An 18,684-nucleotide genomic window follows, 5' to 3' on the forward strand; every position below is an offset into this window, starting at 1 on the left:
TGAACGCAACATTACGTCAACGGGTTGGGCGGCGCAAATTCCTTCATACCCGCCCCTTCATACCCGCCCCGTCACGCCCGCCCCGAAGCTGCTCGGAGGCCTACGCGGTCAGCTCCTGGTGCAGCGCGTCACTCAGCCGGGCCGCCCGCTCGGCCACCTCGGCCGGACCCAGCTCCACGGCCCGCGCACACCAGCGCCGGCCCTCGGTGAGTTCGCCCCGGCGCGCGGCGAGCAGGGCCAGCCGCAGCGCGGCCCGGCCGTGACCGGCGTTGGCGGCGCGGCTCCACCACAGGGCGGCCTCGCGCTCGCTGCCCTCGCGGGCCAGCAGCAGCCCCAGGTTGAAGGCGCCGTTGCGGCTGCCCGCCTCGGCAGCCTCCCGGTACCAGTGGGCGGCGCTCTCCACGTCACCGCGGGCGGCGGCGAGCATGCCGACCCGGACCTGGGCGCGGCGGTGGCCCTGCTGGGCGGCGCGCTCGTACCACTCCTCGCACTCGGTCTTCTCCGGCATCGGCTCGCCGAGCGCGGGCGGACCCGGCGGCGGCTGGCGTGCGTCCAGCACCCCGGCCAGCCGGAACGCCGCCTCGGCGCTGCCGCCGCCCGCCGCGCAGCGCAGGTGGCGCTCGGCCTCCCGGTCGTCGCCATCGCGCAGCAGGGCCATGGCGACCTGGAGCGCGGCGTCGGTGTGCCCGGCCGCCGCCGCCCGCTCGTACCAGCCCAGCGCCGTGCGATCCTCGTCCCGTCCGGCGTGCAGGATGCCGAGGTTGAAGGCCGCGTCCACACTGCCCGCCTCGGCCGCCTTGGAGAACCAGGGCTCGGCGCCGGTGTGGTCGCCGGCCTGGAGGAGGAGCACGGCGAGCGCGTTGGCGGCCTCGCGGTGTCCGGCGTAGGCGGCGCGGCGGTACCACTGCTCGGCCTGCGGCGTACGGTCCTGGGCGGCGCAGAGCAGCCCGAGGTTGTACGCGCCGTTGACGTCACCGGCGTCCATGGCGGCGCGGTACCAGCGCTCGGCGGTCTGCTGCTCGCCGCGTGCCGCGTGCAGGGCGCCGAGCGCGTTGGCCGCGTTGCCGTCGCCGTCCTGGGCGGCGCGCAGCCACCAGACGGCGGCGCTCTCCTCGTCGCCGGCGTCGCGCAGCAGGAACCCCAGCGCGCAGGCGGCGCGGGCCTCGCCGTCCTTGGCGGCGGTGAGGTACCAGCGGCCCGCCTCCTTGAGCTCGCCGCGCTGTTCCAGGATCGCGCCGAGGTGGAGTGCGGCACGGCGGTGGCCCCGGGCGGCGGCACGGCGGTACCACTGCTCGGCCTCGCCGACGCGTCCGGCGGCGGGACCGGCCACGGGGCTGTCCCCGCCGGCTCGGTCCTTCTCGGCCTGCGCGCTTCTGCCGCCCTTGGCATCCGTCGCCGGAGCGCCCGTCGTCAGGGCGTCGGCAGCGGCCGGTCCGGCGTGCGGGCCGAGACCGGTCCGGCCGGCGGACCGGCCCAGGCCGAAGGCGTCGTGCGGGTCCTCGACCGCGTTCCGCTCCAGGGTGCGGGCCAGCCGGTAGGCGGCCTCCCGGTGGCCCTGCTCGGCGGCGGCGCGCAGCCACCGCTCGGCGCCGATGTCGCCCCGGTGCTCCAGCAGGTCGGCGAGCGCGTAAGCCCCCAGCGCGTGGCCCTGCTCGGCGGACTGCCGCAGCCAGTACTCGGCTCCGGGCTCGTCGCCGCGCTCCCGGAAGTGACGGCCGAGGGCGTGCGCGGCGGCGGCTGAACCGGCGACGGCGGCGATGCGCCACCAGCCCGCGGCCTCGTCCGGGTAGCCCCGCTGGTGGAGCAGGACGCCCAGGTTGTTGGCGGCGGCCCGGTCGCCGTCGGCGGTGGCGGCGCGGAGGTAGGTCTCGGCGCCGTCCAGCTCGCCGCGGCGCAGCAGCAGGGCGCCGAGCACGCTCATGGACGCGGTGTCCCCGGCCTCGGCCGCCCGGCGGTGGCGCGCCTCCGCCTCGGCGCTGTCCGCTGCGTCGACGGCGTCGGTGGTGCCCGCGCAGGCGTCCGTCGCGCCCGTGGCGGTGTCCGTGAGGCTCGCGTCCGGCGTGGTCACATCCGTGACGCCCATGGCGCCGGTGGTGTGGGCCGCGGCCGCGCGTGCGGCATCGGCGTCCAGGTGTCCCACCGTCGCGGCGGTCTCGCTCGTGGTACGCCCCCTGCCCCGGGACGTCGCCTCGACGGCGGGCCCCGCTTCACCGGCGGTGGTGGCGTCCCGTGGTCCGGGCGTGCTCGCGCCGGCGCCGACGATGACGGCAGCGAAGGCCGCATCTGCCACCTTGTCCGCCTTCTGGCCGCGCCGCTGCACAAACCGCCCTGTCTCCAACAGAGTTGCCCTGTCCCCCATAAATACCATCGTCGCACCACCTGTAACCCGCGTACACCTGGTATATCGCGGCCAGTGAGGTCACTTCAGCGTTTTGTCGACATGCCCACAGGGAGACAAGTCAAACACGTCGGAATCCAACTGGTGCCCAGCGAACCGCACTTCACGCCCACGGAACAAGAAAGAAACGACGACATGACGAAGGCCCGGATCCCATAGGATCCGGGCCTTCGTCTTCAGTAGCGGGGACAGGATTTGAACCTGCGACCTCTGGGTTATGAGCCCAGCGAGCTACCGAGCTGCTCCACCCCGCGTCGTTGTGTTCAAACCGTACCACGACGCGGGGTGGTGCTTACTCAGGTGCCCTGGCCGCCGCCTGCTCCGCCCCGGCGCCCTCATCGGGCTTCTCCTCGGGCTTCTTCGCCGGGTCGGCCCCGTCGTCCCTGTCCGGGGCAGCGGGCTTGTCACCCTCGGCCCCGGCCGTGGGCTGAGCCTTGGCCGCCCGCTCCAGAGCTTCCTGGAGCGCATCCTGGGCCTTGCCGTAGGCGGGCCAGTCCTGCTCCTTCAGCGCCGCCTCACCGTCCTCGTACGCCTTCTGGGCGTCCGCGATGGCCTTCTTGAGCGCATCGCTTCCGGTGGCCGGCGGCTTGGTGGTGTCACCCGGCGGATCACTGGGGTCGGGCGGTGTGGTGTCCGCGTCGCCCTCGACCCCGAAGACCGCGTTGAGCGCGTCTCCCAGGTTGTTCTCGAAGACGATCTTCGAGCCGAACGAGGCGGCCACCTTGCGCAGCAGCGGGTAGTTCTGGTTGCCACCGCGGGTGTAGACGGGCTCGATGTAGAGGAAGCCGCCTTCGAGCGGAACCGTCAGCAGGTTGCCGTAGTCGATGTCGGAGTCCGTGCCCTTGAGGTTCCTCACGAACTCGGCGACGTCGTCGTTGCCGTTGAGCTCACTCTGTACCTGGCCCGGGCCCTTCACCGTGGAGGTGACCCGGAGCAGTCTCATCGTGCCGTAGTCCTTGCTGGCCGCGTCCGCGTTCACCGCCATGAAGGCACCGAGGTTCGGCCGCCCCCTGGGGGTGAAGGTGGTCGTCAGCGAGAACGCCTGCTGGTCCTGGCCCGGCATCTTCATGGACAGGTAGTACGGCGGTACGGAGCCCGACTCCTTGGTGGTCGGGTCGGCCGGCACTTGCCACGCGTCGGAGCCGCTGTAGAACTGCGCGGGGTCCTCGACGTGGTAGCGGGTGAGCAGCTCGCGCTGGACCTTGAAGAGGTCCTGCGGGTACCGCAGGTGGTCCAGGAGGGTCTGCGGGATCTCCGTACGGGCCTTCACGGTGCCCGGGAACGCCTTGCGCCAGGTCTTGAGGACCGGGTCCTTGGTGTCCCACTCGTAGAGCTTGACCTTGCCGTCGTACGCGTCGACGGTGGCCTTCACCGAGTTGCGGATGTAGTTGACCTGGTTCTGCTGGGCGACGACCGCGCGCTGGTTGGTGGTCAGCGAGTCGGCCGTGGTGTCGCCGAGCGTCGTCCGGGAGGCGTACGGATAGCCGTTCGTCGTGGTGTACGCGTCGACGATCCACTGGATCCGGCCGTCGACGACCGCGGGATAGGCGTCGCCGTCGATGGTCAGCCACGGGGCGACCGCCTCGACGCGCTCCTTGGGCGTGCGGTTGTACAGGATCCGCGAGCCGTCACCGATGGCTCCCGAATACAGGATCTGCGGCTCGCTGAAGGAGACCGCGTACGCGGCGCGGTTGAACGTGTTGGAGAGGCTGACCCCGCTGTCACCCTTGTAGCTGGTGGTCCTCTCGCCGTCCTCCTCGTAGTCGAGCTCCTTCTGGGGCCCGCCGACGATGGAGTACTGCTCGGTCTTCTCGCCGTAGTAGATCCGCTGCTCGTACTTCCCGAACTCACCGGTGGACGGCAGGCCCGACTCGGTGAAGTCCGGGGACCCCGTCGGGTTGGTGCCGGTGCTGGTGCCGCGGGCCGCGATGGCGCCGTAGCCGTGGGTGTACGTGAAGTGGTCGTTGATCCAGTTCCGCTTGGGCAGGCCCTGGATGTTGAGCTCACGCAGACCGATGACGGTGTCCTGCTCCTTGCCGTCCTCGCCCTTGTAGCGGTCGACGTCGAGCGTCTTGGGGAACTGGTAGTAGTTCCTGCGCTGCTGGAGCTGCTGGAAGGCCGGGGAGACGACGTTGGGGTCCATCACGCGGTAGCTGGCGGCCGTGTTGGCGGCGGCCCGCAGCTTGGTGTCGTCGCTCGTGGTGGCCTGGCCCGAGTAGTCCTCCATCTGCGCCTTGTCGATGTCGTACGCATCGCGGGTCGCGTCGATGTTCTTCTGGATGAACGGGGCTTCCTTGGCCTGCTCGTTCGGCTGGACCTGGAACTTCTGCACGATCGCCGGGTAGAGCCCGCCGATCAGGATCGCGGAGAGCACCATCAGGCCGAAGCCGATGACCGGCAGCTGCCAGGTGCGGCGCCACAGGGTCGCGAAGAACAGCACCGCGCAGATCGCCGCAATGCAGAAGAGGATGGTCTTCGCCGGGAGATACGCGTTCGCGTCGACGTACCGCAGGCCGGTCCAGTTGTCCGCGGCCTTGAAGTCACTGGACTTCACCGCGAGCCCGTACCGGTCGAGCCAGTAGGCCACGGCCTTCAGCGAGACGAAGATGCCGAGCAGCACCGAGAGGTGGCCGGTGGCCGCGCCGGTCGCGCGGGCACCGGGGCTGGTGATGCGCAGCCCGCCGTACAGGTAGTGGGTCAGGGCGGCGGCGATCAGCGAGAGCACGGTGGCCGCGAAGCCGAAGCCCAGCAGGAAGCGGTAGAACGGCAGGTCGAAGGCGTAGAAGGAGACGTCCAGCTTGAACTGGGGGTCCTTCGTGCCGAACGGCACGCCGTTGACGTACATCAGCCAGGTGCGCCACTGGCCGGAGGCGGATGCTCCGGCGATCAGCCCGACGAGCGCGGTGACGGCGAGCAGCACCCACTTCTTGAAGGGGGCGACGCTCATCCGGTAGCGGTCCAGGCTCTGCTGCTCCAGCGACATCGCGCTCAGCGGCGGCCGGAGCCGGTGCGCGAGCCAGATGTTCAGGCCGATGGCCAGGGCCATCAGCAGTCCGAAGACGAGGAACAGTCCGATCTTGGTCCACAGGGTGGTGGTGAAGACGGAGGAATACGCCACCGACCGGTACCAGAGCCAGTCGGTCCAGAACCCGGCGAACATGACGAAGGCCATGGCGAGAACCGCCAGGACCCCCAAGGTCATGAGCAGGGTGCGGGCCCGCCGGGACGGGCGGCCGACACTGATCCGTGGCCCGGTGGGGCCTCCGCCGCGGTCCGGCATCTGGAAAGCCAACGTGCGCACCTCGAAGTTCGCGGTCGTGTGGAGCGGCCCCAGCGGTCGTAGAGCCCACCTATGCAACTTACTGAAGCTTTACCTAGTTCCCGATATCAGGGCCGAAGGAGGCAGGATATTGCCCATGCCCAACGTTTCTCCCGCAGGACCTCCGATGGCCGCGAGCCCGCTCACCGTCGCCGTCCTCGAAATCGACGCCTATGCCTCCACCCTCGGCTGGGACCAGCCCGCCCGGCTGTTCGCTCTGGTCGATACCGCCCGGCTGCGGGTCCAGGAGCCGGGTCTCGCCGCTCAGCTCGGCCTGGACGACGCCGCCTCCCCGACCGCTTCCCTCACCCCGATCGAGCAGGAGGAGCTGCCCGCCGGCACCGCCCTGGACGATTTCCTCGCCACCATCGCCTGGCCCGACTCCGTGGCGGGCTGCGCCATGACCGTCGAGCGGCTGATGCTGCCTCCGTCCGCCGAGGCCTCCGTTCCGGAAGGGCTCAGCGACCAGCAGCTCACGCAGTGGGTCGCCAAGCACCCCGACCGGCAGGAGGTGCGGATGACGGTGGCCGTGCTGCGGGACGGGGCGCGCGAGTCCGCCGTACGGCTGCGCGAGAAGGACTCCCCCACCGAGGTGCTGACCGGTGCGGGTCTGGTGCCGGGACTCGCCGAGGCCCTCTCGGCGACGTTCGAGTCCTGACGGGCCCGCCGTCCGCCTCCCGACGCGCTGTCAGCCGGCCGAGCAGCTCGGCAGCGCGTCGGTCTTGCCGGCGCTGATCTTCTCCAGCGACTTCCTGGCGTCGTCGAGGGTCTTGACCCGGACCAGCGTCAGGCCGTCCGGCGTGTCCGAGGCGGCGGCGGCGCAGTTGTCGTCGGGTGTGAGGAAGTAGCGGGCGCCCGCGTCCCGGGCGCCGACGAGCTTCATGTTGATGCCGCCGATCGGGCCGACCTGGCCCGCGTCGTCGATGGTTCCGGTGCCCGCGATGAACTTGCCGCCGGTCAGATTGCCCGGGGTGAGCTTGTCGATGATGCCCAGGGAGAACATCAGACCGGCGCTGGGGCCGCCGACGTCCGCGAGCTTGATGTCGATCGTGAACGGGAAACGGTGGTCCGTCCCGGCCCTGATGCCGACGACCGCCCGCTCCTTGCCGCCCTCTTCCGCCGGCGGCGCCTTCTCGGTGGTGATGGTGACCGGCCGGCCGCCTTCGGGGGCCCGGCCGGCCTTCTCGGAGGCGGCCGCCTCCTTGGCCGGAATGATGGTGAAGGTGACGTCCTCGCCGGGCTGGTGCCTGGTGACCAGCTCGGCGACGTCGCCGGGCTCCTTGACCGCCGTACCGTCGACGCTCTTGATCACGTCACCCGCGTGCAGCTTGCCCTCGGACGGGCTGCCCTTGACGACGCTGGAGACGATGACCTGGGTGGCGACCGGGATGTCGAGCTCCTTCAGGGCGGCCACCTTGGCGCTCTCCTGGGACTGGCTGAACTCCTCGGCGTTCTCCTGGGTGGACTGCTCCTCGGTCTTGCCGTCCGGGTAGAGCGTGTCGTGCGGTACGACGACGCTGTCGTGGGCCAGCCAGCCGTAGACGGCCTGGCCCAGGTTCATCCGGTAGTCCGCTCCGGTGACCCGGACCGTCGTCATGTTGAGGTGCCCGGTGGTCTCGTAGGTCTCGGGGCCCTCGATATGCAGGACGGGCTCGCCGCGCGCCTCACCCAGGGTGTTCACCGTCGGCCCGGGGGACATCTCCGAATACGGCACTTTGATCAGCATGCCCGCGCAGAGAAGCGCGATGAGGATGAGGGCGGAGGCGAGCATCGTCGCGGTGCGGCGTGGCATGGAACGACAGTACGGGAAGGGCCTGTCCGTCCACCTTCGGGGCCGGTCCGTCCGGGCACGGGCGGCAGCGCGGCGGAGAGGTGGTCACGCGGCGTTCTACGGCCTCAGAGTGCCCCGGAACCGGAGTGCGATTTCTCCATCGCGTCACGGAACCTGGCGTACCCGGCGAGCTCGGTGACATCGCCGGTCGTGCGGTTGCGAGCAGCCCAGCTCGCCCATATCGCACCACCGACAGCAGCGAAAAGTGGAATCAACAGCCAAGCGAGTGCCGCCATCACGACCTCCCTACCCCATGAGCGATCGAATGATCGATCTGCAGATTAACGATCCGGAAGACCAACGCTCACGGCAGGGGTGCGGTTACGCAAATCGGGGCTGATGCGGCCCGGTCCGGTTTGCGCTCAGCAGGCGCCGACCCACTCCTCCGTACCGTCGGAGAAACGCTGGTGCTTCCAGATCGGAACCTCGTGCTTGAGGTCGTCGATGAGCTTGCGGCAGGCGGCGAAGGCCTCCGCGCGGTGCGGGCAGGCGACGGCGACGACCACCGCCAGATCGCCTACCTCCAGTTCACCCACCCGGTGGACGGCGGCGAGGCCGCGGACCGGGAAGTCGGCGACGACCTTCTCCGCCACTCGGCGCAGCTCGTCCTCGGCGGAGGGATGGCAGGAGTAGCCGAGCGCGCCGACGTCCTGTCCGCCGTCGTGGTTGCGCACGGTGCCGACGAAGAGCGCGATGCCGCCCGCGGCGTCGTCCCCGACCGCACGGAAGACCTCGTCGAGGGAGAGTTCGCTCTCCCGGATCGCCAGCAGCCGGATGGGGTCCGAAGCCGCCTGCTCGCCGGGGTGGTCCTGGGTACGTGCCATGCCCCCATCGTGCCGTACGGCACCGACAACACGGAATTGCCTGTTCGACCGGCGGACGCCCGGCCGCGTTGGAGCCTCCTACAGACGGCTGCCGGGGCCCTGTGGACGCGGTCAGATGCGGCGGCGGGCCTTGCGGGCGCGGCGGACCAGGGCGGCCGTGCCGAGCAGGGCGACGGTGGCCCCGGCGGCGGTGGCGGAGACGGCGGTGGCGTCCTTTCGGCCGAGGCGGCGTCCGGCGACGGTGTGGCGTCCCTCGACCTCTTCCAGGAGCGCGCCCAGGACCTCTTCGTTGGTCCACCGCGGCCGCCATCCCGCGTCGTGCAGCCGGCTCACGCTGACCACCCAGGGGTGCATCGTGTACGCCAGGTCCCCGGCCGGGGACGGGGTGAGACCGATGCGGTGCAGCCGCGCGGCGGCCCCCAGGGCGACGGCGGAGGGCAGCTCCATCCGGCGTACACCGCTGAGCTCCTCGACCTCCTCCTGTTCGAGCCAGCCGTCGCAGCCGACCGCGAACTCGCCGTCGATCCTCTCCAGCGCGGCGTACTCCAGGGCCGTCACCAGGTCGTCGACATGGCAGAACTGCCAGGTGGGCCGGGAACCGGCGACAACCAGGAGACGCGGCGACTCGAAGTAGCGGGTCAGTGCGGTGTCGGTGCCGCCGACCAGGACGGTGGGGCGTACGACGGTGACGTTGAGCCCGGGGTGGGCGCGGGGCGCGCGGCGGCCGAGGCGTTCGATCTCCAGGAGGTCGCCGACCCCGGTGGCCTCGGCGGTGGCACGCAGCTCGGCGTCCTCGGAGAGCGGCACGTCGTTGTCGGCGAGCGCCCCGTAGACCATCGCGGAGGTGCACAGCACGACCCGGTGGACCCCGGCGGCGGCCGCGGCGGTGAGCACGGTCTGGGTGCCTCGCACGTTGTAAGCGGTGCGGGCGGCGGGGTCGGTCTCCAGGTCGAGATCGAGGGCCAGGTGCACGACGACGTCCGCGCCGCGCAGCTTCTCCGCGATCGCCGGATCGCGGACGTCCAGGATGTGCCAGGTCGCCTCGGAGACCTCTCCGCGGCGTTCGTCGATCGCGATGACCTGCTTGATCTCGTCGGATGCGGCGAGGTGGGCGGTCAGCAGCTCGCCGACGCCGGTCGCGGCACCGGTGACCGCGACGACGGGACCCCGGTTCCTGGGGTTCCTGGGGCGTTTCTTCTCGGGTGTGCTCTCGGGCGACGGGTCGGTCAGGTTTCGCGCTGCGCGAACCTGCGGATCTGGGGAACTCACCGGGCGTCTCCAGCGGTTGTCTTCAGTACGTACCCGAATGACGCGTACGTACCAGGTGGCGTCCATCCTGCCGCAGGCCGGGAGTCGGCGGAGCACTGAGGCCCGAAGCGGGCGTGGTGTCTACGCTGGATGGTGATGTCGGGCAGTCGCCGTCGGTTCGAGCCGGCGGCCCTACGAGCCGAGGAAACCCGTGAGTGACACCCCATTCGGATTCGGCCTTCCGCCGGAGGAGCCGGAGAACGGCGACGAGGGCAAGAAGAAGGACCCCACCGAAGGTGGGCAGGGCGCGGGCGGGCCGGGAAACCCGTTCGGTTTCGGGCCGGGGGCCGGCGGGGACAACCCGTTCGCCGCAATGTTCGGCTCCATGAATCCGAACGATCTCGGTGCGGCCTTCCAGCAGCTCGGCCAGATGCTGAGCTACGAGGGCGGTCCCGTGAACTGGGACATGGCCAAGCAGATCGCGCGCCAGACCGTCTCGCAGGGCACGGCCGACGGCACCAAGGACGCCAGTGTCGGCCCGTCCGAGCGGACGGCGGTCGACGAGGCGCTACGGCTGGCCGATCTCTGGCTGGACGGCGTGACGTCGATGCCCTCCGGCTCGGTCTCCACCGTGGCGTGGAGCCGCGCGGAGTGGGTCGAGGCCTCACTGCCGGCCTGGCGGCAGCTGGTCGACCCGGTGGCCGAGCGGGTGGGCCTGGCGATGGGCGATGTGCTGCCCGAGGAGATGCAGGCCATGGCGGGCCCGCTGATCGGCATGATGCGGTCGATGGGCGGCGCCATGTTCGGCCAGCAGATCGGGCAGGCCGTGGGCACGCTGGCCGGTGAGGTAGTCGGGTCGACGGACATCGGGCTGCCGCTGGGCCCGGCGGGCAAGGCCGCGCTGCTCCCGCTGAACGTGGCGCAGTTCGGCAAGGACCTCAGCGTCCCGCAGGACGAGGTGCGGCTGTATCTGGCGCTGCGCGAGGCCGCCCACCAGCGGCTCTTCGCCCATGTGCCGTGGCTGCGCTCGCACCTGTTCGGCGCGGTCGAGTCGTACGCGCGCGGCATCAAGGTCGACACGAGCAAGCTGGAGGACGTGGTCGGCCAGTTCGACCCCGCCAACCCCGAGCAGCTGCAGGACGCGCTTCAGCAGGGCATGTTCCAGCCCGAGGACACGCCGGAGCAGAAGGCCTCCCTGGCCCGTCTGGAGACGGCTCTGGCGCTCGTCGAGGGCTGGGTGGACGCGGTGGTCCATGAGGCCGCGAAGTCCCGGCTGACCTCGTCGGACGCGCTGCGCGAGACGATGCGCCGGCGCCGTGCCTCCGGTGGTCCGGCCGAGCAGACGTTCGCGACGCTCATCGGTCTCCAGCTGCGCCCGCGCCGGCTGCGGGACGCCTCGCGGCTGTGGGCCTCGCTCACCGACGCCCGGGGCCTGGAGGGCCGCGACGCCCTGTGGGCGCATCCGGACATGCTGCCGACCGCGCACGACCTGGACGACCCGGACGGCTTCGTCCACCACGAGCAGGCCGACTTCTCCGAGCTGGACAAGATGCTCGGCGAGGCGGCGAAGGGCCCGCAGAAGCCTTCCGATGCCTCCGAGGCCAAGGAGAGCGACGAGGACAAGGGCGAGGGCGGCACGGAGGACGGCAAGGACGGCCGCGACCGGTGACGCTGCACGACGACGCCGTCCTCGTGCTGAAGGGTTACGCCCCCGAGGGCGAGGCCGGTGGTGGCCAGGCTGAGCTGCGCCAGGCCTATCTGGACCATCTGGCGCTCCACGCCGACGGCATGTGGAAGGCGTGCGGGGCCGGGCATCTGACGGCCAGCGCGCTGGTGATCGATCCCGAACGGGAGAAGGTGCTGCTCACCCTGCACCGCAAGCTCCGGATGTGGCTCCAGATGGGCGGGCACTGCGAGGAGCAGGACGCCACCCTGGAGGCCGCCGCGCTCCGCGAGGCGACGGAGGAGTCCGGCATCACCGGGCTCACCCTGCTGCCGGGGGGCCCGGTCCGGCTGGACCGGCACCCGATCCCGTCGCCGTGCCACTGGCACCTGGACGTGCAGTACGCGGCGCTGGCCCCGGCCGGAGCGGCGGAGCGGATCAGCGAGGAGTCCCTGGAGCTGCGCTGGTTCGGTTACGAGGACGTGGCATCGGTGGCCGACGCCTCGGTCGTACGGCTGCTGGAGGCGACGCGCGCGCGGCTGTAGCGGGTGGATACGCGTAAGGGGCGGCCTCCGTAGAGGCCGCCCCTTACCGCTGTGCTCTGCGGGTGGAGGTCAGTTCCAGGCGTTGTTCTGGTTCTGGCCGTGCGAGCCGTGCTGGCCCATGCCGAACTGGGCGCGGGCGCCCTGGCCGATCTGGGCGTTCTGCGGGGGCATGACCTCGCTCGGCTGCACCAGCGCGAAGCCCTGGCCGAGGAAGCTCAGCTCCCAGCCCTCGCCGGTGTTGCCGCGGCGCCGGAAGACCCCGCTGGAGTGCGTCTGGGCCTGCATCTGCACCCGCAGGGCGCTGGACCAGGCCACGATGGCGTCGGCGTCCACGTTGACGTACTTCTCGGGCGTGACCTGCATCATCAGCGGCTGGCCGGAGGTCATGAGGGCGACCTTGCCGGTGCCGGTGATGTTGAGCTGGTACTTGCCGCTGCCGGAGATCCCGTACTGGCTGTCCACCGCGATGACCTCGGTGTGCAGCGAGGAGTCGAGCGCGAGGACGTAGGAGCTGTCCACGGTCATGCCCTCGCGGTCGACGTCCACGACATGGATGTACTGGGCGAGGTTGGCGAAGAAGACCGTCCCCTGGCCGGACACCCGCATCAGGTCGAGGCCCTCACCGGTGTGCGCGCGGGCGCGCCGCTGGCCCTGCGACTGGTACTCGCCGTCGAAGTCCATCAGACCCTGGTAGGCGACCATGGCGCCCTTGCGGGCCAGAATGTCGTTCTGCCCGGTCAGCGCCACCCGCAGGAGCTGCGGGTTCTGGATCGTGTAGCGGTCCTGGGACTGCTGCTCGGTGTAGTTGAAAAGCGGACTCTGCATGGTGTGTTTCCCTCCCCTCAGTTCCGGATCCGCAGGCGGTCCGTACTGTCCTCGCTCGGCTGGACGACGACGATGCCCTCCCCGGAGAAGGCCATCTGGTACGCCTCCCCGCTGCCGCGGCCGATCAGCGCACCGGCCTTGAAGCTGCGCTTGCCCTTCACCTTGAGGTTGGTGGACCAGGCGACCAGGGCATCAGGGTCGACATACGTCTCGTCGTCGCCGCGTCCGCAGTCGACGACGATCGGCGTGCCCCGGGAGGTGATGGCGACCCATCCGGTGCCCTGGACGACGACGTTCCACAGCCCCTGTCCGGCGAACTTGGCCATCCCCTTGACCTTCTCGACGCCCCAGGTGAGGTGCGCGTCGAAGGCGAGGAGATTGGTGCCGTTGACCGAGATGGCCTCGTTGTTCAGGTTGATGACGACGACGTCGGCACCGTAGTCGGCGAGGTAGAGCAATCCGTCGCCGGAGCACTTCATCACGGGTGCGCCCTCGCCGGTGATCCACTGGGAGGCGACCTGCCGGGCGGCGGGCGGATTGGGCTCGTACTGGATGAACCCCTCGTACGCCACCATCGAGCCGGTGCGCGCGTAGAGGTCCTGCCCGGAGGCCATGGCGACCTTGAGCATGGCCGAGCCGTGGTTCTCCATCCGGGCCGTGACGGGGGTCGGGGCGAAGCCCGCGAGTTGCTGGTTCATGACGGGCTCCCTCAGACCTCGTAGGGCTGGACGACGATGAAGTTGCCGGGCGCTCCCCGGAACTGGAGGTTCACGGTCTCGCCGCTGTGTCCCGGGTACGCGTTGCGGCGCAGCCGGACCTGGCTGGAGACGATCACCTGGGAGGCGGCCGACCAGGCGACCACCGCGTTGCAGTCGGCGAACGTGGTGGGGGTGACCGGCAGGACGACCGGGGTGCCGTGGGTCTTGATGATCACGGTGCCGGTGCCCTGGAACTGCATGGTGAACAGCGCGCCGCCGGGAATGCCGTGCCCCTCGACGCGGCGGATCTCGTACTGGAGGGACTCGTCGAAGGCGAGGACGCTCTCGGCGGAGACGCAGATGGCGTCGCCCTGGAGCTCGATCGGGTGCAGATACGAGCCCTCTTCGGCGAGGAACACCTGGCCACGGCCGGTACAGCGCATCAGCTGCATCTCCTGGCCGGTGGCGTTGCCCACGGCGCGGCCGACGAAGCCGGCGCCCTTGTAGCCGAAGTCGACCTTGCCCTGGTACATCACCATGCTGCCCTGGCGGGCCAGCACGCCGGCGCCGCCCATCGTCAGGTCGACGCGCATGAGCTGCTTGTTCTGCGGGGTCCAGCGCTGGCCGGTGGGCGTCTCCTTGTACAGCTGGAGGGCCGCGTGGAGACCGGGGCCGGCCGCCGGAGCACCCTGGGGCACGCCGTGCGGTCCGCCGGGGGGCTGCTGCCCGAAGGGGGCGGGCGCGGGCTGGCCGTAGGGCGGTGTGGGCGGGGCGCTCTGCTGGCCTGGGACCTGGCCGAACTGGGGCTGCGAGGGCTGGTGTCCGGGCTGGCCGTACGGGGACGGGGCCGGGGGCGCCTGCGGGGTGAGCGGGGCCGCGATCGTGGGCGCGGCGTGCATCGGCTGCTGCGGCGCGGGGCTGGGCGCGGGCGGGGCGCCGAAGGACGGCGCGGGCTGCGGGGCCTGGGGGGCGGCGGGTGGTGCCGCGAAGGCCGGGGGCGCGGTGGCCTGGGCCGGCGGGGCGAACCCGGGTGGAGCCTGCGGGGCGGCCGGCGCCTCTTCCTCTTCGGCGACCTCGCCGCCGAAGTTCCTCAGGAGCGCGTCGAGACCGCCGTCGAAGCCCTGGCCGACGGCGGCGAAGCGCCAGACGTCCTTCAGGTAGAAGTCACCGAGCATCACCGCGCGCTCGGTGGTGAACTCCGACCCGGTGAAGGCGTATCTGACCACTTCCTCGCCGCCCGCGACGATCCGGATGTACCCGGGGCCGACCTGCGACATCTGTCCGGCACCGTCGAGCGTCGCGGTGAAGGAGAGCTTGTGGATGGCGGCCGGGATGCGGTCGAGCGTGACGCGGAAGGACTCGGTGTCACCGGACTGCGGACCGAGCAGCTGAATGGATTCCTCGGGCGATTTCGGCTGGTTGAAGAAGATGAAGTACCGGTCGTCCGAGAGCTGTTCGTCGGCATCCAGGCCGAAGCAGCTGATGTCGAAGGTCAGTCCAGGGGCGGCGATCTGCACACCTACGTACAGATCTGTCCCTGGTGTGAGATCACTGATCTTGGCCTTGTGGCCTCGTTGGAATTCCCTGGCCATACGTAACGACCGTCCCCCATCCCGAAGGTGAATGCGTCGCGTCAGGCTAACCGCAAACCGCGACATCCGGCCAAGCCGGTACACACCCGGTACAGAACCACCTGTGGCGTCCCGCCGGGCTCACTCCTCGGGTGCGGCCGGCGGGCGGGGCAGCTGGTCGGCCGCCACCACCCCTTCGAGGTAGCCACGGGCCCGCTCGGTACGCGGATACGCCTCCAGCAGCCGCCAGAACCCCGGCCCGTGGCCGGGGACGAGCAGATGGGCCAGCTCATGGAGGAGTACGTAGTCGACGACGTACTCCGGCATGCCCTGGAGCCGGTGCGAGAGGCGGATACTGCCCTCGGCCGGGGTGCACGAGCCCCAGCGGGTGTTCTGGTTGGTCACCCAGCGGACCGATGCGGGCCGGGCCCGGCCGTCGAAGTACTGGGCGGACAGCCGCTCGGCCCGCTCCGTGAGCTCGGTGTCGCCGAGGACCCGCTTGCTCTCCTGGGCCGCGAGCTTGTCGAGCATCACGCCGACCCAGCGCCGCTCCTCCGCCTCCGACATCCGGGCGGGGATGAGCACGATCGTTCGGCCGCCCTCCCGGTAGGCGGAGACCGATTTCCTGCGCCGGGTGCTTCTGCGGACCTCGACCGCGCTGGTCGCCGGGGCGCGGGGCGCACGAGCGGCCGCGCCGGGCTGGCGGCTCACGGCGCTGCGCATGGGAATCTCCCCGGCGACGCCGGGTGACGGGTCTGCGGGCACGCCTCGACGTTACCCGCTGTCAGTGGAGGAAGTCCCGACTCCGGGTGCGTTCGCCACCGATCCTCTCCACTCCCCGCACCTCACTTCGCACCATGAGAAGCATTATTGAATGACTAATCCCGCTACCTGTGGATAACTCCGCGCACGCTTCGCCCCGGGCGCGCATTCTGGCAATGGCTCGACGCGGCCGGGAATCCTCCCGGGCACGCGGTCACGACACCGATCGGGGGAAAGCCGTGCGACTCGGGGGAGAAGTCCCGCATCCGATGTTGAAGCCCGCGCTGCGCCGGGCATGGCGCGGACGGAACACCGTGCAATTCGGGGTGACACCCGCGCACGCCGTGACACTGGGTCCGGTGGACATCGCGACGGGAAGCTTTCTGGAACTGCTCGACGGAACGCGCGGCCTGCCGCTGCTGCGCGAGGAGGCCCGGGCCCTGGACCTGTCGGACCGTCATGTGGACCTCCTGGTAGGGCGGCTGACGGAGGCGGGCCTTCTCGACGATCCGCGGTCGGCGGGAACGCAGGCGGATGTCCTGCGCCACCGGGCCGAGGTGATGGAGCGTCAACGTCCTGACGTGGCCTCGCTCTCCGTCGTCCACCCCGGTCCGGGCGAGGGGCTGCGGCGGATGGCGGCCCGGCGGGCGATGCGGGTCCAGGTGCGGGGCGCGGGGCGGGTCGGTGCGTCGATCGCCGCGGTGCTGTCCGGGTCCGGTGTGGGGCAGGTGGAGGTGCTGGACGGGGGCCGGACCGAGCCGGGGGACGTGGCGCCGGCGGGGCTGCCGCCCGCCGCCGTGGGGGAACGGCGCGATGTGGCGGCCCGCCGGCTGGTCCGCCGGGCCGCCGCCGGGCCCGCGCCCCGGTCGGCCGGGGAGGAGCGGGGCGCGGGCGAAGGGGTGCCCGGGCTGTCGCTGATCGTCGTCGCGCCCCGGGACGGCCTCTCGGTGTACGCGCCGGTCCCGGACACCGCGGCTCCCTGGATCGCGTCCGGCACGCCTCACCTCTATGCGGGCGTCATCGAGGCCACCGGAGTGGTCGGCCCGCTGGTGCTTCCGGGCGGGACCGGGTGCGCGGGGTGTCTGGAGCTGCACCGCGCGGACCGGGATGCGCAGTGGCCCCGGATGCTGGCGCAGTGGCGTTCGGGTCGGCGGGGCGTGGTGCCCGCCTGCGATCTGGGGCTGGCCACGGCGGTCGCCGGTCTCGCAGCGGCCCATGCCCTGTCCTTCCTGGACGGGGAGCTGCCGGCGAGCACCGGGGCACGCTGGGAGGCCGCGCTGCCGCTGCTGGACTGGCGGAGCGAGCGGATCGGCCCGCATGCCGACTGCTCGTGCGGAGCGGTGACGCGGGCCGAAGGGGAAGGGGGCTCCGGCCCCGTTCCGGCGCAGGACACAATGGCTGGGTGACCGCCGCCGCCGGAGAGACACCGGCGGCCCGAGCGGCACGGCAGTCTGGGAACTGGAGGGGCACATGTCTGATCTTCCCCGGAAGGCGGTTACGCGTACGGCCAAGCTGGCCGCGCTCCCGCTCGGCTTCGCCGGCCGTGCCACCTGGGGTCTGGGCAAGCGGATCGGTGGCAGGTCCGCCGAGCTGGTCGCCCGGGAGGTGCAGCAGCGCACGGCGGACCAGCTGTTCAAGACCCTGGGCGAGCTGAAGGGCGGGGCCATGAAACTGGGCCAGGCGCTCTCCGTCTTCGAGTCGGCGCTGCCCGAGGAGGTGGCGGGGCCGTACCGGGCCGCGCTGACCAAACTGCAGGAGGCCGCGCCGCCGCTGCCCACCGCCACGGTCCACGCGGTGCTGGCGGAGCGGATCGGCGAGGACTGGCGCGAGTATTTCCTGGAGTTCGAGGACAAGCCGTCGGCCGCCGCGTCGATCGGGCAGGTGCACCGGGGGGTGTGGCACGACGGCCGGGAGGTCGCCGTGAAGGTGCAGTATCCGGGTGCGGGCGAGGCGCTGCTCTCGGACCTCACCCAGCTCAGCCGCTTCGCCCGGCTGCTCGGCCCCTTGGTCCCGGGGATGGACATCAAGCCGCTCATCAAGGAGATGCGCGACCGGGTGTCGGAGGAGCTGGACTACGAGCTGGAGGCGGAGGCCCAGCGGGTCCACGCGGAGGAGTTCGCGGACGATCCCGATGTGGTGATCCCGGAGGTGGTGCACCAGTCCGACCAGGTGCTGGTGACGGAGTGGATGGACGGGGTCCCGCTGGCCGACGTGATCGCGGACGGTACGGCGGAGCAGCGGAACCGGGCCGGGCAGCTGCTGGCGCGCTTCCTCTTCTCGGGTCCGGCCCGCACCGGTCTGCTCCACGCCGACCCGCACCCGGGCAACTTCCGGCTGCTGCCGGCGGCGGCGCAGGCACCGGACGTCCGGGACACCTCGGAGGCCTCGGACGACCAGGAGATCCCGGAGGTCTCGGAGGTCTCGGACGAAGAGGGTGCCGAGGCTGGTGCGTGGCGGCTGGGGGTGCTGGACTTCGGGACGGTGGACCGGCTGCCGGGCGGGCTGCCGGGGACCATCGGTGAATCCCTGCGGATGACGCTGGAGGGCGACGCGGCGGGGGTGTACGGGCTGCTGCGTGACGAGGGCTTCGTGAAGGAGTCGGTCGATCTGGAGCCGGACGAGGTGCTCGACTACCTGCTCCCGATCATCGAACCGGCGCAGTTGGAGGAGTTCACCTTCACCCGGGGCTGGCTGCGGGACCAGGCGGGCCGGATAGCCGACCCGCGCTCCCCCGCCCACCAGCTCGGCAGGCAGCTGAACCTCCCGCCGTCGTACCTCCTGATCCACCGGGTCACGCTCAGCACGATCGGGGTGCTGTGCCAGCTCGGGTCGGCGGTGCGGCTGCGGGACGAACTCGAAGCGTGGCTGCCGGGGTTCGTCGCGGAGGCCCAGGAGAACGAGGAGGCCGAGGAGAACGAGGAGGCCGAGTACGCACCGCAGGGCGAGGAACCGGAGAAGGACCCGCGGGGCGACGCGTAGCCGGGTCGCCCCCGGCACGTA

14 protein-coding genes and 1 tRNA gene are annotated in these 18,684 nt (G+C 71.3%); 5 read left to right on the top strand and 10 right to left on the bottom strand.

The features are described from left to right. Positions 1–100 precede the first annotated feature (100 nt). The 3 genes from ACIRR8_RS06990 to ACIRR8_RS07000 all read right to left on the bottom strand — a co-directional run bounded on the left by ACIRR8_RS06990 (position 101) and on the right by ACIRR8_RS07000 (position 5,678). A complete protein-coding gene (locus ACIRR8_RS06990) occupies positions 101–2,368 on the bottom strand; it encodes a sel1 repeat family protein (RefSeq protein ID WP_404059956.1) in 2,268 nt (755 codons plus the stop codon). Between the two features lie 210 nt (positions 2,369–2,578). Next, a tRNA-Met gene (locus ACIRR8_RS06995) sits at positions 2,579–2,652 on the bottom strand. Between the two features lie 38 nt (positions 2,653–2,690). Continuing rightward, positions 2,691–5,678: a UPF0182 family protein gene (locus tag ACIRR8_RS07000; protein WP_404060717.1), complete on the bottom strand. Its 2,988-nt coding sequence runs from the start codon at positions 5,676–5,678 to the stop codon at positions 2,691–2,693. Between the two features lie 136 nt (positions 5,679–5,814). Here ACIRR8_RS07000 and ACIRR8_RS07005 point away from each other — a divergent pair, with 136 nt between their 5' ends. Beyond that, the gene (locus tag ACIRR8_RS07005; protein WP_404059959.1) at positions 5,815–6,375 is read left to right on the top strand and encodes a PPA1309 family protein; all 561 of its coding nucleotides are present in this window, start codon (positions 5,815–5,817) and stop codon (positions 6,373–6,375) included. Positions 6,376–6,405: 30 nt separating this feature from the next. Here ACIRR8_RS07005 and ACIRR8_RS07010 read toward each other — a convergent pair whose 3' ends face one another. The 3 genes from ACIRR8_RS07010 to ACIRR8_RS07020 form a co-directional block, all read right to left on the bottom strand. Next, positions 6,406–7,509 carry a PDZ domain-containing protein gene (locus ACIRR8_RS07010; RefSeq protein WP_404059961.1) on the bottom strand — a complete coding sequence of 368 codons (1,104 nt, stop codon included), beginning with the start codon at positions 7,507–7,509 and terminating at the stop codon, positions 6,406–6,408. A 401-nt stretch (positions 7,510–7,910) separates the two neighbouring features. After that, entirely contained in the window at positions 7,911–8,372 is a 462-nt protein-coding gene (locus tag ACIRR8_RS07015; protein WP_404059964.1) for a molybdenum cofactor biosynthesis protein MoaE, read from the bottom strand. A 111-nt stretch (positions 8,373–8,483) separates the two neighbouring features. Beyond that, a complete protein-coding gene (locus ACIRR8_RS07020; RefSeq protein ID WP_404059966.1) occupies positions 8,484–9,641 on the bottom strand; it encodes an SDR family oxidoreductase in 1,158 nt (385 codons plus the stop codon). Between the two features lie 190 nt (positions 9,642–9,831). Here ACIRR8_RS07020 and ACIRR8_RS07025 point away from each other — a divergent pair, with 190 nt between their 5' ends. Both ACIRR8_RS07025 and ACIRR8_RS07030 read left to right on the top strand, forming a co-directional pair. Next, positions 9,832–11,289, top strand: coding sequence for a zinc-dependent metalloprotease (locus ACIRR8_RS07025; RefSeq protein ID WP_404059969.1), 1,458 nt, complete (start codon positions 9,832–9,834; stop codon positions 11,287–11,289). Beyond that, complete coding sequence (locus ACIRR8_RS07030) at positions 11,286–11,828, top strand: NUDIX hydrolase (protein WP_404059971.1); 543 nt, start codon at positions 11,286–11,288, stop codon at positions 11,826–11,828. Before ACIRR8_RS07025 ends, ACIRR8_RS07030 begins: the two co-directional genes overlap by 4 nt. A gap of 69 nt (positions 11,829–11,897) precedes the next feature. Here ACIRR8_RS07030 and ACIRR8_RS07035 read toward each other — a convergent pair whose 3' ends face one another. The 4 genes from ACIRR8_RS07035 to ACIRR8_RS07050 form a co-directional block, all read right to left on the bottom strand. After that, on the bottom strand, positions 11,898–12,653 hold the full coding sequence (locus tag ACIRR8_RS07035) for an AIM24 family protein (protein WP_404059973.1): 756 nt from the start codon (positions 12,651–12,653) through the stop codon (positions 11,898–11,900). Positions 12,654–12,670: 17 nt separating this feature from the next. After that, the gene (locus tag ACIRR8_RS07040) at positions 12,671–13,351 is read right to left on the bottom strand and encodes an AIM24 family protein (RefSeq protein WP_326703619.1); all 681 of its coding nucleotides are present in this window, start codon (positions 13,349–13,351) and stop codon (positions 12,671–12,673) included. An 11-nt stretch (positions 13,352–13,362) separates the two neighbouring features. Beyond that, positions 13,363–14,943, bottom strand: a complete 1,581-nt coding sequence (locus tag ACIRR8_RS07045) for a TerD family protein (protein WP_404059976.1) — start codon at positions 14,941–14,943, stop codon at positions 13,363–13,365. A gap of 120 nt (positions 14,944–15,063) precedes the next feature. After that, the gene (locus ACIRR8_RS07050) at positions 15,064–15,645 is read right to left on the bottom strand and encodes a M48 family metallopeptidase (RefSeq protein ID WP_404059979.1); all 582 of its coding nucleotides are present in this window, start codon (positions 15,643–15,645) and stop codon (positions 15,064–15,066) included. Positions 15,646–15,953: 308 nt separating this feature from the next. On the opposite strand from ACIRR8_RS07050, the gene ACIRR8_RS07055 reads away from it, so the two are divergent. Next, on the top strand, positions 15,954–17,090 hold the full coding sequence (locus ACIRR8_RS07055) for a ThiF family adenylyltransferase (RefSeq protein ID WP_404059982.1): 1,137 nt from the start codon (positions 15,954–15,956) through the stop codon (positions 17,088–17,090). Positions 17,091–17,154: 64 nt separating this feature from the next. Further along, on the top strand, positions 17,155–18,663 hold the full coding sequence (locus ACIRR8_RS07060) for an ABC1 kinase family protein (RefSeq protein WP_404059985.1): 1,509 nt from the start codon (positions 17,155–17,157) through the stop codon (positions 18,661–18,663). Positions 18,664–18,684: the final 21 nt, after the last annotated feature.

Source organism: Streptomyces sp. NPDC101178 (genome assembly GCF_044767965.1).
In the GTDB taxonomy this organism is placed as follows: Bacteria; Actinomycetota; Actinomycetes; order Streptomycetales; family Streptomycetaceae; genus Streptomyces.

Bases quoted from the DNA above. Each gene is read 5' to 3' on its own strand.
- ACIRR8_RS07050 (WP_404059979.1), bottom strand. From the start codon at position 15,645: ATGCGCAGCGCCGTGAGCCGCCAGCCCGGCGCGGCCGCTCGTGCGCCC.
- ACIRR8_RS07035 (WP_404059973.1), bottom strand. From the start codon at position 12,653: ATGCAGAGTCCGCTTTTCAACTACACCGAGCAGCAGTCCCAGGACCGC.
- ACIRR8_RS07010 (WP_404059961.1), bottom strand. From the start codon at position 7,509: ATGCCACGCCGCACCGCGACGATGCTCGCCTCCGCCCTCATCCTCATC.
- ACIRR8_RS07045 (WP_404059976.1), bottom strand. From the start codon at position 14,943: ATGGCCAGGGAATTCCAACGAGGCCACAAGGCCAAGATCAGTGATCTC.
- ACIRR8_RS06990 (WP_404059956.1), bottom strand. From the start codon at position 2,368: ATGGTATTTATGGGGGACAGGGCAACTCTGTTGGAGACAGGGCGGTTT.
- ACIRR8_RS07060 (WP_404059985.1), top strand. From the start codon at position 17,155: ATGTCTGATCTTCCCCGGAAGGCGGTTACGCGTACGGCCAAGCTGGCC.
- ACIRR8_RS07015 (WP_404059964.1), bottom strand. From the start codon at position 8,372: ATGGCACGTACCCAGGACCACCCCGGCGAGCAGGCGGCTTCGGACCCC.
- ACIRR8_RS07055 (WP_404059982.1), top strand. From the start codon at position 15,954: ATGTTGAAGCCCGCGCTGCGCCGGGCATGGCGCGGACGGAACACCGTG.
- ACIRR8_RS07000 (WP_404060717.1), bottom strand. From the start codon at position 5,678: ATGCCGGACCGCGGCGGAGGCCCCACCGGGCCACGGATCAGTGTCGGC.
- ACIRR8_RS07040 (WP_326703619.1), bottom strand. From the start codon at position 13,351: ATGAACCAGCAACTCGCGGGCTTCGCCCCGACCCCCGTCACGGCCCGG.
- ACIRR8_RS07005 (WP_404059959.1), top strand. From the start codon at position 5,815: ATGCCCAACGTTTCTCCCGCAGGACCTCCGATGGCCGCGAGCCCGCTC.